Origin of the sequence: Methanoculleus caldifontis (assembly GCF_032842345.1) — an archaeon.
GTDB classification, from domain to species: Archaea; Halobacteriota; Methanomicrobia; order Methanomicrobiales; family Methanoculleaceae; genus Methanoculleus; species Methanoculleus caldifontis.
In genome coordinates this window covers 532,116-544,961 of record NZ_WBKO01000002.1, presented here as the reverse complement: position 1 = coordinate 544,961, position 12,846 = coordinate 532,116, and the positions used below count along the sequence as shown (strand labels likewise).

At 61.6% G+C, this 12,846-nt stretch carries 13 protein-coding genes; 9 read left to right on the top strand and 4 right to left on the bottom strand.

Annotated features, from left to right (window positions below; genetic code table 11):
• Window positions 1–84 precede the first annotated feature (84 nt).
• Both F8E02_RS11525 and pscS read left to right on the top strand, forming a co-directional pair.
• Window positions 85–267 (top strand): hypothetical protein, encoded by a 183-nt coding sequence (locus F8E02_RS11525; RefSeq protein WP_317065733.1) that lies wholly within the window; start codon window positions 85–87, stop codon window positions 265–267.
• Window positions 264–1,442: an O-phospho-L-seryl-tRNA:Cys-tRNA synthase gene (gene pscS, locus F8E02_RS11520; RefSeq protein WP_317065732.1), complete on the top strand. Its 1,179-nt coding sequence runs from the start codon at window positions 264–266 to the stop codon at window positions 1,440–1,442. The genes F8E02_RS11525 and pscS overlap by 4 nt, the downstream gene beginning before the upstream one ends.
• 375 nt (window positions 1,443–1,817) lie before the next feature.
• Here pscS and thiI read toward each other — a convergent pair whose 3' ends face one another.
• Together thiI and larE are read right to left on the bottom strand one after the other, a co-directional pair.
• Window positions 1,818–2,996, bottom strand: a complete 1,179-nt coding sequence (thiI, locus tag F8E02_RS11515) for a tRNA uracil 4-sulfurtransferase ThiI (RefSeq protein WP_317065731.1) — start codon at window positions 2,994–2,996, stop codon at window positions 1,818–1,820.
• The gene (gene larE / locus F8E02_RS11510; RefSeq protein ID WP_317065730.1) at window positions 2,984–3,760 is read right to left on the bottom strand and encodes an ATP-dependent sacrificial sulfur transferase LarE; all 777 of its coding nucleotides are present in this window, start codon (window positions 3,758–3,760) and stop codon (window positions 2,984–2,986) included. The genes thiI and larE overlap by 13 nt, the downstream gene beginning before the upstream one ends.
• Before the next feature lie 114 nt (window positions 3,761–3,874).
• Between larE and F8E02_RS11505 the strand changes: the two genes are divergently transcribed.
• Together F8E02_RS11505 and F8E02_RS11500 are read left to right on the top strand one after the other, a co-directional pair.
• Window positions 3,875–4,501, top strand: coding sequence for a DUF2150 family protein (locus tag F8E02_RS11505; protein ID WP_317065729.1), 627 nt, complete (start codon window positions 3,875–3,877; stop codon window positions 4,499–4,501).
• Window positions 4,498–4,950: a DUF5814 domain-containing protein gene (locus F8E02_RS11500; protein ID WP_317065728.1), complete on the top strand. Its 453-nt coding sequence runs from the start codon at window positions 4,498–4,500 to the stop codon at window positions 4,948–4,950. Before F8E02_RS11505 ends, F8E02_RS11500 begins: the two co-directional genes overlap by 4 nt.
• A 182-nt stretch (window positions 4,951–5,132) precedes the next feature.
• On the opposite strand, the gene F8E02_RS11495 is transcribed toward F8E02_RS11500, so the two are convergent.
• Together F8E02_RS11495 and F8E02_RS11490 are read right to left on the bottom strand one after the other, a co-directional pair.
• On the bottom strand, window positions 5,133–5,573 hold the full coding sequence (locus F8E02_RS11495; RefSeq protein WP_317065727.1) for a GNAT family N-acetyltransferase: 441 nt from the start codon (window positions 5,571–5,573) through the stop codon (window positions 5,133–5,135).
• Window positions 5,574–5,633: 60 nt separating this feature from the next.
• A complete protein-coding gene (locus F8E02_RS11490; protein ID WP_317065726.1) occupies window positions 5,634–7,112 on the bottom strand; it encodes a flippase in 1,479 nt (492 codons plus the stop codon).
• Between the two features lie 179 nt (window positions 7,113–7,291).
• Between F8E02_RS11490 and F8E02_RS11485 the strand changes: the two genes are divergently transcribed.
• From F8E02_RS11485 to F8E02_RS11465, 5 genes are read left to right on the top strand one after another with little or no spacing between them, the layout of a single operon-like run.
• A complete protein-coding gene (locus F8E02_RS11485) occupies window positions 7,292–8,206 on the top strand; it encodes a Gfo/Idh/MocA family oxidoreductase (protein WP_317065725.1) in 915 nt (304 codons plus the stop codon).
• 13 nt (window positions 8,207–8,219) lie between these two features.
• Window positions 8,220–9,650 carry a nucleotide sugar dehydrogenase gene (locus F8E02_RS11480; protein WP_317065724.1) on the top strand — a complete coding sequence of 477 codons (1,431 nt, stop codon included), beginning with the start codon at window positions 8,220–8,222 and terminating at the stop codon, window positions 9,648–9,650.
• Window positions 9,651–9,655: 5 nt separating this feature from the next.
• Window positions 9,656–10,735: a non-hydrolyzing UDP-N-acetylglucosamine 2-epimerase gene (gene wecB, locus F8E02_RS11475; RefSeq protein WP_317065723.1), complete on the top strand. Its 1,080-nt coding sequence runs from the start codon at window positions 9,656–9,658 to the stop codon at window positions 10,733–10,735.
• Window positions 10,713–11,849 (top strand): DegT/DnrJ/EryC1/StrS family aminotransferase, encoded by a 1,137-nt coding sequence (locus F8E02_RS11470; protein WP_317065722.1) that lies wholly within the window; start codon window positions 10,713–10,715, stop codon window positions 11,847–11,849. Before wecB ends, F8E02_RS11470 begins: the two co-directional genes overlap by 23 nt.
• Window positions 11,849–12,826: a dTDP-glucose 4,6-dehydratase gene (locus F8E02_RS11465; protein WP_317065721.1), complete on the top strand. Its 978-nt coding sequence runs from the start codon at window positions 11,849–11,851 to the stop codon at window positions 12,824–12,826. Before F8E02_RS11470 ends, F8E02_RS11465 begins: the two co-directional genes overlap by 1 nt.
• Window positions 12,827–12,846 lie beyond the last annotated feature (20 nt).

Here is a 12,846-nt window from a genome sequence, read left to right as displayed (position 1 = left end):
CGGTGCGAAAGTGTCCGGCACCGGGCCGGTGCCCGGAATACGCGTAACCTAATATATCCTCACTGATATTTGTATGGTGATCTCGTGTCAAAAAGAGCCGTTGATGCAGTTTTTCAGGCACTCTTCCTCCTCTCCGACATCCGATTCCTGTTGCGGGAGACCGCTCCGCAGCATGACTTTGATGAAGCACAGAAGCAGCGTGCCGCAACAACTCTCGAGAAAGTGAAGCGGCAGATCGCAATCATCGAAGAGGAGCTGGTGCAGTGAAGTGCGCAGTCGATATCGAGGCCCGCGACGTCGAGGAGATGTACATCAACATCGACCCCATCCAGGCGGGCGGGCGGCTCACCGCCGAGGCGATGAAGGCGGCGATCTCGTTCGGCGACGGCTACTCGGTCTGCGACAACTGCCGCAATCCTCCACGGCTCGACTATATCCGGAACCCTCCCATCGCGCAGTTCCACGCCGATCTCGCCGCGTGGTTGAACATGGACGCGGTGCGGGTGGTGCCCGGAGCGCGCCGGGGGTTCCAGGCGGTCGCCTCCACGCTCGTGGAGAAAGGCGACCCGGTCATCCTCACGGGGCTCGCCCATTACACCGAGTTCATGGCGGTCGAGGCGGCAGGCGGGATCCCGCGGGAGATCCCAAAGGACGAGAGGAACCACATCACCGCCGACGCTGCGGCAGAGAAGATCGAGGCGGTGATCCGGGAGTTCTCGCGCACACCGCCGCTGCTCTTCGTCGACCACGTCGACTACCAGTTCGGGAACGTCCATGACATCGCGGGGATCATCAAGGTCGCCCACCAGTACGACGTCCCGGTCCTCGTGAACGGGGCCTACACGGTCGGGATCATGCCGATCGACGGCAAAGCCCTCGGCGCCGACTTCGTGGTCGGGTCGGGCCACAAGAGCATGGCGGCCCCGGCGCCTTCGGGTCTTCTCGCGACGACGAACGAGCACGCGGAGCGGGTCTTCAGGACGACGCAGGCGAAGGGCGACGTGACCGGCCGGACGTTCGGGATGAAAGAGGTCGAGATGATGGGCTGCACCCTGATGGGCGTCACCGTCGTCGGGATGATGGCCTCGTTCCCCCACGTCAAGGAGCGGGTGCAGCGCTGGGAGACCGAGGTGGCGCACTCGCAGGCGGTCACGGACGCCCTCCTCTCCATCGAGGGGACGAAGGTCCTCTCCGACTACCCCCGAAAGCACACCCTGACCCGGATAGATACCCGCGAGTCCTTCGATAAGGTTGCGGAACGGCACAAGAAGCGCGGGTTCTTCCTCGCAAGCGAGGTGAAGAAGCGCGGGATCACCGGGGTCATCCCCGGCTCGACCAAGGTCTGGAAATACAACACCTTCGGGCTGACCGAGAAGCAGATCCGGCACGTCGGCGAATCATTCATCGGGGCTGCCCGGGACAACGGGCTGAATATTCTCTAAACCTCCATACGTCTTTTTTAGATGCCGTTGTGATGCTCCTACGGAGCGGAGCAGGAGCGCCGGAGGTGCGATGTTCCTGGCCTATTGGATGGAGGCAAAATGAAGGATTGCATTATGGCCTCACGCGAATACGCGAAGTCCAGCAAGTTACCTGTAACTCCCCTTCGCGGCTTCGCGCTCTTCGCGTGAGGCCGTATTGTTATCTGCTCCCGTTAGCTCGCGCGAAGCCGCGAAGAACGCGAAGTTCGGTAAATGGATGTGTAATGCTCCTCCGCACCTGACGGTGCTCGAGCTCCGGCCCTTCGGCCCATCGTACTTCGTGTGAGATGATAGCGCCGGGCTAGAGGGACGAGGCCGCCGAGAACCCGCCCCTCCTCACCTGACCTCCCCGACCTCCCCGTTCTTCGCACGATACACCCGTACCGTCTCCGCCGCCCGCTCCGCGAGGCCGGCCACACCGATCTCTTCCTCAATCTTCGCGATCGTCTCCGCGGGCGCCGCCGTCGAGGGGTAGCGGGGGGCGACCGCGCACCCGACGTCCCCCGGATGGGCCTCGAACGTCCCGATGGCGCGGGCGCGCTCGATGATCTCCTCCTTGTCAAACCCTATCAGCGGCCGGAGCACCGGCACGTCCGTCGCCGGGGCGATCACCGCCATGTTCGCCAGCGTCTGGGAGGCCACCTGCCCCATGTTGTCGCCGTTGACGAGCGCGTAGGCGCCGCGTTCCCCGGCGATGATCCCCGCTACCCGGAGCATGAACCGCTTGCAGAGGATGCAGCGATAGCGCGGCTCTTTTAAGGCCGTGATCACCTCAAAGAACGGCTCCATATCGACGACAAGAAGGTCGAGAGAGTGCCCGGGAATCCAGGCAGAGAGCCGGGCATGGTTTGCGAGGACGTTTCTCTCCACGTCCGCCCCCGCAAAGCGCCCGCCCTGCATGTTGATATGCACCATCCGGCATCCCCGGCGCATCATCAGCCACGACGCAACGGGCGAATCAATCCCCCCCGAAAGAAGGGTCATCACCTCCCCCTGCGTCCCGTAGGGGAGCCCTCCCGGCCCGGCAATCCTCTCGTCGTAGACTAGGCCGCCGAACTCCTTGGCCTCCACGAAGACCTCGTAGTCGGGTGCCGTCAGGTCGACCCTCGCCTCAGGGATCCGGTCGAGGACGGCCGAGCCGACCTCAGCGCCGAGGGTCTGGCTGTTGAACCCCTCGACTCCTGACCGGCGCGCCCGGACCGCAAACGACATCCCCGGCCGGAGGCGCCGCTCTGCACGCTCGACGGCTGCGGCCGAGAGCCCCTCGATATCGGGGGTCGTCACCGTGCAGACGCTCGCGCTCGCCACACCAAACGTCCTCGCGGCCACAGCGGCGATCCGGCGGGGGTCGTCGCCGAAGATCAGGACCCGCCCTCGCGGAGTCTCAAACCGGTGGGAGATTCCCTCCCCCTCCAGCGCAAGCCGGATGTTCTCCGTCATGATCGATATGAACCGCCGTTTCACCGGCTCGCTCTTGAGAAATATCTCGCTATAGCGTATCGTCACCGCTTCCATGAATCCGCACCTCCTTCCCGGTAGCCCTCCTGGGCGATCGTAACGTCCTCAAAGCCGAGATCCTTCACCGCACCGAGCAGGCCCTCAAGCCTTTCGTGGTATGCCGGGTCGGCCTCGATGGAGGCCCGGGCGTGCCGCCCGGTGCACCGGACCCGCAGGGTTCCCGGGATCTCCCGTGCGAGGAGGGCCTCCGCAGCCGCGACGAGCGCGAGGCACTCCCGGCTGACCGGCTCACCGGTGGGGATACGCGTCGCGAGGCACGCCGATGGCGGACGAACCGTTATCCCGAGTTCTCCGGCGAGCGTCTCGATATCCGCTTTCCCCATACCGCACTCCGAAAACGGGCTCCTGATCCCGAGTTCACGGAGCGCCCGCATCCCCGGCCGGGCATCAGCTCGATCGCCGGCGTGGGTCCCGTCGACCACGGTCCGGCACCCCTGCCGCTCCGCCTCGCGGACGATCGCCTCCATCATCATCCGTTTACAGACGTAGCACCGGTCCGGCCGGTTCTCCCTGACCGCCGGGACCTCGAGCATATCGAGCGGTATCACGACGTGCGGGACGCCCAGGCGTTCCGAGAGCTCCCGCGCCGCCGCGAGCTCCCCCGGAGGGGTAAGGCCGGTATCGACGCTGATCGCGATCGCCCGGATGTTGTGCCGCCGGGCATCGGCCAGCAGGACCGAACTGTCCGTCCCCCCGGAGAGCGCGACCGCAATGGGTTCATAGGATTTCAGGAGTGCATCAAGCCCGCAGTCTCTCGCCATCTGCTCTTCATATGCTCGCTCGTTCTACATGAATGTTCGCGAATCGCGCCAATTTAAGCCTTCTTCTGCAAGAGCAAATGATTTTTAACAGAGGCACTCCGAATGTGTACTGATATGGCGAAGAAAGCGAGTGCCAAACAGGCAGAACCCATGAAACTCTTCTATATTTTTTACAATCAGGAGCGCTGGGACAACTGGATAAAGACGCTTGAAGGTGCAAATTTCGAGCCCGCCGAGGGCGAAGAGGTCTCCGAAGGCGAGCAGATGCTCTACGGTTTCACCGAGGACATCACCCTCTCGGTCTTAAAGATCATCCGCCTCTACCAGAACGGCCGGTTCACGAAGGAGGAGGCCACGGAGAAGCTCGACGACGTGGAGTTGATCGTCATGACCGGCCTCCCCGAAGGAGACCTCGAGGAGATCATCGGATCGCTCCAGCTCTCGCTGCTGGTGCTCTTCACCGCCTGCCGGAAATACCTCGAGGGCGAGTTTGAGAAGGATATCAAGACGCTCGTGAAGAAGGGACGGGGATTCGACGAAGAGAATCTCGAAGAGGCGCTCGAGGTCGCGGCGAATATCGGGGCCGCCGTCGTCGACGGCGCCACCTGCTGCGCGAAATATATCAAGGACGACGCGGAGAACCCCGGCCTCTTCGACGAGTGGCTCATCGAGATCGAGAACATGAGCAACGCCATGAAGTCGCTTGCGAAGTTCGACGAGGAGCCCGGAGAAGCCTCGTGATTGCGGATAAGGCCCGGTTCCGGGCGGCACGGAAACTTGAGCGAGCTGCCGGGTTCCGGCTCCCGGACCACGTCTTCTCGGGCGCGTTTCTTGAGTCGCTCGGAAAGTCGATCAACTTCGAGAACCTTGATTGGCGGATGCAGGAGCAGCTCCTCGCTTTTTTCCGTGACTTTACGGACTGCAAGTGCAAGAACGCTCCCTTCTGCGGGTGCCCGGAGCGAAAGTTCACTCTCACCATCATCGAGTTCAGAGAGTTAGGGCTCGATCATCGCCAGATCAGTGCTCACCTCCTCGAAGAATACGGGATCGACCTCTACCCCGCCGATATCCTGAGTTTCCTCGAGGACTCCGTCCACATGCTCGAAGCGATACGGGACGTCGCCGAACTCCAGGGGCGGGAGAGGCTGGCGGAGAATGCTATCGAGCATATCAAAAAGATCGAGCACTAGTGGACCGCTGCATCTAAATTTTTACACAACTCCACCTCATGCGAAGAGCGCGAAGACTATTGAGTGCTACCCAGATCTTCTTTTCGCGTCCTTCGCGGCTTCGCGTGAGATGGCAATCCTCCACGCACCGGGACCAACAGAGTAAGGTGAAATGGTCCACGAGGGACCGGCAACCGGCGCGATTATTTGGCTCCGCCGGGGCTCCGCATCATGGGGCAGACGTTGCACCCCGCCATCTCCCCGAAGCAGAAGAGGAACCGGTCCTTGATGCTCGTCGGGAGCCGCGCCTCCGGGATGGGTTTGAACCCGAGCCTCTCGTAGAACCCGATCAGGGGGAGGGTCGAGTGGATGTAGATCGTCTCGGAGCCGCATTCGTCGAGGAGTTTCTGCACGGCCTCCCGCGCATACCCGCCCCCGCGGTACTCGTCGAGCGTGAAGACGCAGTCCATCTCGAGACCGTCCGGGTGGCGCGTGCAGCGGGCCGTCGCCGCAAGGTTGCCGTCGATAAAGACCCCAAAGATCCTCTCCCGGGCCGGATCAGTTTTCTGGTCGCGGTAATGCGTCCAGACCTTCTCTGCAAGCGGGAACTCTTCCCGTCTCAGTTCGCGGACTTCTTTCTTCATCGTCGTCCTCGTGTGTAGATTACGGATTGCCGCGCTGCTATTTCAACCCGATGGGCGGGGTCAGAGCATCCCCGGCCAGGGGAGCCCGAGTTTTCCGGTGAGTTCCTTTAATTCGTTGTGGATGCCCCTGTCGATCCGGAGGAGGAGCAGGAAGTAGACGAGCCCGCCGAGCGCGACTGCCCCGAGAACGGCGAGGACGTTCGTGAGCGGGACAAAGTATGCGTAAGCCATGATGATGGCGCTCATCGCGAGCGCGGAAAGGGCGATGTTCGCCACCGGGCGGGGCTCTACCCGCACCGGGATGCTCCGTGCGAGGGCGCGATGGGCGAGCACCGCATTCAGGGCCATCGTGGCGAGCGTGGCAAACGAAGCTCCGATGATACCGTATGCCGGGATGAGGAGGAGGTTTAAGGCGATGTTCGCGGCGACCGCGATCACCGTCACCCGGAACGAGTCGCGCGGGCGGTCGAGAGCATTCAGGCACATCGTCTGGAGGAACATGAAGACCTGGGCCACCTGGACGAGGAGGAGTATTGAGAGAGCCCCCGCACCGGCGGAGAACGATGCCCCGTAGAAGAAGTAGAGGAGCCGCTCGCCGAGGATCCACCCGCCGGCAACGACCGGGACCGCGAGCAGGAGCGAGTAGGTGAAGGCGCGGGCGAGCGCGCGCTCCACCGAAGCGAGGTCGCCCTGCTTCCCCCAGTAACTGACCTTCGGGTAGAGGGTGGTATGGAGCGCTATGGTGACGAAGGTCGCGATTGAGGTGAGCTGGAGCGCCACGCGGTAGATGCCGACGTCGGTCTCGGCCAGAAAATGGCCGATCATGATGGTGTCGGCGTACGAGAAGACGAGGTAGCCGCTTGCGCTGAGAAACGTCCATACCGAGAACGCAAAGAGGCTCTGCAGGTGCGCTCGGCGAAACCGTGCCGGCGAGAGTTCGAGGAAACGGAGATTGAAGAGCCCGCAAGCGAAGAGCCCGGCGACGAACCCGCCCGCGAGGCCCGCGACGCCGTAGCCGAGGACGACCGCAGCGACCTGGATGGCTATCCGGACCAGGGTGTCGACCAGGGTGCTGATCTGGTTGACGCCGACCTTGCCGGTCCCGTAGACGCTGTTCGAGGCGATGTTCGTGAAGGCGCTGACGACAAGCGCGAGGATCAGCCAGGGGAAGACACCCGATGCGGTGAGGTCGGGAAGGTACGGCTGCATGATGAAGAGGAAGCCCACCGAGACGACGATCAGGATCACCCGGAGGAAGAGGAACGCGGTGAAGAATGCGTTCTGGTCCTCGCCTTCGCTGATCCGCTTCACTGCGGCTCCCCCGAACCCCCCGTCCCCGATCAGGTTGAAGACGCTGAAGTACGCAACGAAGATGAAGTACGCGCCCAGTATCGCGGGACCGACGGTGTGGGCGAAGTACATCGTGGAGAGAAACCCGATCGCGGTCAACCCCAGCGTCGAACCGAAGCTGATGAGGCTCTGGCGCTGGACGGGGTCGACGCGCATGACGCGGGCCAGATACCCGGAAGGGCGGAACACAGCATGGTGTTCGCCGTGAAAAACCTTATTGGTTTTGAACAGGGCCGGAGGAGCGGCCACGGTTCGGCGGGGAGATCCTCCCGATCCTGCACCAATCACGATAACGTCATACCGGAGTGGTGCCAACGTATATCATCACTCTTATAGGAGAACGCACGTATTCTACCGGCGGTGAGATCTTGGACGCAGGGGTAATCGGTGTCGGAATGATGGGCAGGAATCATGCCCGTGTCTATTCGGAATTGAAAGCGGTGGACTCGCTCTACCTGTACGACCTCAACCAGAAGGCGGCCCGCGACCTTGCCGGCACCTTCGAGGCAACGGCCTCGGCGACCGTAGAGGACCTGCTCAACAGTGTGGACGCGGTGAGCGTCTGCGTCCCGACGCCTTACCACTTCGGGGTTGCAGAGCAGGTGATCGATGCCGGGGTACCGCTGCTCGTTGAGAAGCCCATATGCGCGACCGCGGAGGAGAGCAGGCAGCTTCTCGAGAAGATCCCGGAAGGCCTGGTTGCCGGCGTCGGGCACATCGAGCGGTTCAACCCGATCGTCGCTGAGATCAAGAAGATCATCAGAAACCCGCTCTATATCGAGATGAAACGGCACAACCCGGCTTCCTCGCGGGTGAGCGGTTCCTCGGTCGTGGAGGACCTGATGATCCACGACGTGGATATCATGCGTAATGTCCTCCTGCCCGAAGGAGCCTACAGGCTTGCCGGCAGCGGCAACCAGGACGTATGCAGCGCCCTCTTCTCCTTTGGAGGGACCCCGGTTTACCTCTCGGCAAGCAGGAAGTCCTCAAAGAAGATCCGTATGATCTACATCGAGGAGGAGGAGTTCACCGTCGAGGGGGACTTCATGGCTCAGGAGATTTACATCCACAGAAAGCCCGGGCAGTATGCGGTCGAGAACGAGCGTTACGTGCAGGAGAACATCATCGAGAAGGTGCTCGTGAACAAGCAGGAGCCCCTGAAACTCGAACTCTCGACGTTCCTCGATTGCGCCGCCCGGGGACGGGAGTTCCCGGTCAGCCCCGCGCAGGCGCTGCTGAATATGGAGATCTGCGAGGACGTCGCACGGTGTTTTGCGGCATAAGGACGGTTTTTTCATGAGCAAAAAGTTACAATCGATCATCGACGCCAGGGGCCCGATCAGGAAGATCGGTGTCTTCGGGATGGGCTACGTCGGCATCCCCGCCGCGGTGCTCTTTGCGGACGCACCCGAATTCGAGTCAGTCATCGGGTTCCAGCGGGCCTCTGCCTCTTCCGGCTACAAGATCAATATGCTCAACCGGGGCGAATCCCCGCTCAAGGGCGAGGAGCCGGGGCTCGAGGAGCTCCTGGAGAGGGTCGTCGGTGCCGGGAAGTTCCGGTGCACGTCGGACTTCTCGGAGGTCGCGGGGTGCGACGCGGTAACGCTCGCGATCCAGACCCCCTTTGCGGACCCAAAGGACCTCATCCCCGACTTCTCGGCCCTGATCGAGGGGCTCCGGGCGGTGGGGAAGCACCTGACGGCAGGCACGCTCGTGGTGCTCGAGTCGACCGTCACTCCCGGCACGACCGAGCGCATGGCCCGCGAGATCCTGGAGGAGGAGTCGGGGCTCGTCGCGGGGGAGGACTTCTGCCTCGCGCACGCCCCCGAGCGGGTGATGGTCGGGCGGCTGCTCAGGAACATCCGCGAGCACGACCGGATCGTCGGCGGGATCGACGAGGTCTCGACGGCGCGGGCGATCGAGCTCTACCGGCCGGTCCTCACGACGGGAAAGATCATCCCGATGACCGCGACCGCGGCCGAGGTGACGAAGACCGCCGAGAACGCCTTCCGCGACCTCCAGATCGCCGCCGCGAACCAGCTGGCGCTGCACTGCGAGGCGATGGGCGTCAACGTCTATGACGTCCGGACCGGGATCGACTCCCTCAAGGGCGAGGGGATCACCCGTGCCATCCTCTGGCCGGGCGCCGGGGTCGGGGGCCATTGCCTTACGAAGGACTCCTGGCACCTCGAGCGGGGTGCGCAGGTCCTTGGCGGCGATCTCTGGTACCCGCACGGGGGCGGGTCAATCTTCGGGGTCGCGCGGAAGATCAACGAGTTCATGCCCGAGCACATGGTTCACCTGACCGTCGAGGGGCTCAAACGGGCTGGGAAGTCCCCTGAGGGCGCAAGGGTCGCGCTCCTCGGCTGGGCGTTCATCCAGAACTCCGACGATACCCGGAACACCCCGGCGGAACCTTATCTCGCGGCGATGGAGGACGCGGGCGCGGAGGTCAGGGTCCACGATCCGTTCGTGAACGACTATCCGGGTATCGAGGTCTCGCACGACCTGGACGCGACCCTCGTGGGGGCGGACGTCGTCGTCGTCTTCACGGCTCATCACCACTACGCCTCCCTTGACCCGGCGCGGGCAAAGGAGCTCTCGGGAGCGGAGCACCCGGTGATCGTCGACGGCAGGAATGTCGTCGACCCGGATGCGTTCATCCGCGTGGGTTTCGTCTACAAGGGTATCGGCCGGGGCGACAAAAACAGCCATCCGATCCGGTAAGTACCATGAAGATCGTATCGATCGTCGGCGCTCGCCCGCAGTTCATCAAGTGCGCTCCCGTCTCGCGGGAACTAAGGGAGGAGCACGAAGAGATCCTCGTTCATACCGGCCAGCATTACGACCACGGGATGTCGGAGGTCTTCTTCGAGGATCTTGCAATCCCGAAGCCCGACTACAACCTCGGCATCGGCTCAGGGACCCACGGGCACCAGACCGGGGCGATGCTCGGAGCGATCGAGGATGTCCTCCGGGCGGAAGAGCCTGACATGGTCCTCGTCTACGGCGACACGAACTCGACACTTGCGGGTGCGCTTGCGGCGGCCAAACTCCACATCCCGGTGGCGCATGTCGAGGCGGGGCTCCGGAGTTTCGACTTCCGGATGCCCGAGGAGGTCAACCGGGTGCTTACGGATCACGCATCGGACCTCCTCTTCTGCCCGACGGAGACGGCGGTCAGGAATCTCGCGGCCGAAGGGATCATGGAGGGCGTTCACCTCGTCGGGGACGTGATGCTCGATGCGATGAACCACAATCGTGCGGTCGCGGAGGAGCGCTCTCATATTCTTGAGGACGTCGGTGTTGAGCCCGGGGAGTACCTCGCCGTCACCGTCCACCGGCCCTCGAACACCGATGATCGTGACAATATGGCCGCCATCATCGGCGCCCTCGGTGAGGCCGGGATGCCGGTCGTCTTCCCGGTCCACCCCCGGACGCGGAACTACCTCGGCAAATACGGTCTCCTCGCGGCGATGCCGGAGAACATCCGGATAATCGAGCCGCTCGGTTATCTCGACATGCTCCACCTGATGGCGCATGCGACGAAGATCCTCACCGACTCCGGCGGCGTCCAGAAGGAGGCCTACATGCTCGGCGTCCCCTGCATCACCCTTCGGGAGAACACCGAGTGGGTCGAGATGGTCGAGGCCGGGTGGAACGTGCTTGTGGGGGCGGAGCGGGAGAGGATCGTCAGGTCCATCAGAGAATTCGCACCGTCCTTAAAGCAGCGCTGCATCTTTGGGGATGGGGATGCAAGCGAAGAGATTGCGAGATATCTGTCCTCCTATGGAGCAGCTTACTATGGATAAAATACCCCTGACAAGACCGTATTTCGACCAGGAAGAACTCGATGAGATCAAGAAGGTGCTCGACTCGGGCTGGGTTGCACAGGGACCGAAAGTAAAGGAATTCGAGGGAATGGTTGCCGGGTACCTCGGGGTCCGGCATGCCGTTGCCGTGACGAATTGTACTGCAGCGCTTCACCTCGCGCTTCTTGCCCTTGACATCGGCCCCGGTGACGAAGTGCTCGTTGCGGATTATACGTTCCCGGCAACAGGTCATGCCGTGCTGTATTGCGGAGCACGGCCGGTTTTCGTCGATATCGACCCGAGAACCTACAACATCGATCCCGGCCTGATTGAGGAGAAGATCACCTCAAAGACCCGGGCAATCATCCCGGTTCATACCTTCGGACAGCCCGCGGCGATGGATGCAATCCTGCAGATCGCAAACGACCATAACCTTGCCGTCGTCGAGGATGCCGCCTGTGCGCTCGGCGCCCGGTATCGCGGCAGATGCGCCGGGACGATGGGTGATGTCGGATGCTTCTCCTTCCACGCCCGGAAAGGGATCACCACCGGCGAAGGCGGAATGCTCGTGACAGACCGCGACGACATCGCCGCGAAGGCCCGGCATCTTGCAGTCTTTGGCATGACGGCCGCGTGGGACCGCGAGCAGAGTGACCGGCTGGTAATTCCCAGATTCACCGATGTAGGATACAACTACAAGATGAGCGACATTACGGCGGCGGTGGGCGTCGCCCAGATGAGGCGTTTGGACACGTTCATCGAGCGGCGACGGGAACTTGCCCAGATCTGGGATACGCATCTCGACGACATTGCTGGCATCACCAAACCCTACATCGATCCGAGTGTGAGCCCCGTCTACCAGAGTTATGTCGCTACCGTCGACCCGGGGATTGATCGGGACTGGCTTATTGAAACGTTAATAAATGAGGGGATTCAAACCCAGATTGGGACGTACGCATCTCATATCCAGCCTGTGTACCGGTCCCAGGAACGATGCAGCCGATCGCTGGATATCTATTGCCGTGCGATCGCACTGCCGCTATATGTGAACCTGCGTTATGAAGAGATCGACGCCGTGGCGCAGATACTCGAACGGATCCTTGGAGCACTTTAATGAGCCTTAAGAACAGATCGATACTTATCACCGGCGGAGCCGGATTTATCGGGAGCCACCTCGTGGATGCGCTTGTCCGGGAAGAACCGGAGAATCTGGTGGTCGTCGATAACCTCTATCTCGGCAAAGATGAAAACCTCGCGGACGCTCAAAAACTCGACCCGAGTCTGAAGATCTACCACCAGGACTCCTCGGATTATAACGCGATGAAGACGCTCATGGAGGCCGAAGGGATTGATGTCGTTTTTGATCTTGCCGTGATCCCGCTTCCTGCATGCCTAGAAAATCCTGTGTGGACGTTTCGGCACAACACCGATCTTGCTCTCTGCATGGCCGAGCTTGCCCGACACGACGTATTTAAAACCCTGATTCACTTCTCGTCATCAGAAGCATACGGATCTTCCATTTACGCACCGATGGATGAGAAACACCCGTTAAACGGCACGACTCCGTATGCTGCGAGCAAAGCCGCTGCCGATCTGATGATCTGTTCCTATTGTCGAACATTCGGGATCGAGGCAGCCATCATTCGCCCGTTCAATAATTACGGTCCACGGCAGAACGAGCGGAGTTATGCGGGCGTTATTCCGCTTACAATCAAGCGCATTCTCGGCGGTGAAGCGCCGATCATCTATGGTGATGGTCAGCAGACTCGTGACTATCTGTATGTCACCGATACCGCACAGGCGGCCATTGATATCTATAACACGCCGCAGACCAGGAGCAAGGTTTTAAACGTCGCCAGTGGAAAAGAGGTCTCGATTGAGTACATCATTGGGTTCATCGCGCGATACATGGGGTGCAAGAAGAACATTGTCTACCAGCCGGAGCGTCCCGGCGACGTTCGGCGTCACATCGCGAACGTCTTCCTGGCGCAGGATATGATCGGTTTTAAAGTAAAGATCGACTTTGATGAAGGGCTTGCCCGGACGATCGACTGGTACGTATCCTATTTCAATAAAAACCCCGATCAATAATCTTTTTAATCTCCACTGCC